At 41.3% G+C, this 312-nt stretch carries 1 protein-coding gene; it reads left to right on the top strand.

Annotated features, from left to right (window positions below; genetic code table 11):
- Window positions 1-312: GAD-like domain-containing protein (locus TW84_RS23635; RefSeq protein WP_045978049.1), on the top strand; the 312-nt coding region annotated here is incomplete at both ends.

The raw sequence follows: 312 nt of genomic DNA, 5'->3' as shown, positions 1-312 counted from the left end.
AATCCCGCTGAGTTTGAAGATGTGCTTGAGTCCTTCCTCAAGGACACAGAGTTTGCCGATTATGACGACTACCATGTCATCGCACGAAGTGCCTATGGAGAGCTCTATCTATGGGGTGAGAGAACCGGAGATTCGCTGAATATTGTTCCTCATCTTAACTGGATTAAAACGCGAAAAGGAAAAGAACGAGATATTAAAATTGGTAAATCTGACTTTTCTGTACAACGCCTGTTCGCTGTTTTATCACCTAGTTCAGCAGACATTGAAAGTGGTGAAACACTTATATTTCCTTCAGTTTATCAAAAACATGGC

The organism is Vibrio neptunius (assembly GCF_000967495.1).
Taxonomy (GTDB): Bacteria; Pseudomonadota; Gammaproteobacteria; order Enterobacterales; family Vibrionaceae; genus Vibrio; species Vibrio neptunius.
Note: the sequence above shows the minus strand (reverse complement) of the source record. Positions and strands in the feature narration are given on the sequence as shown.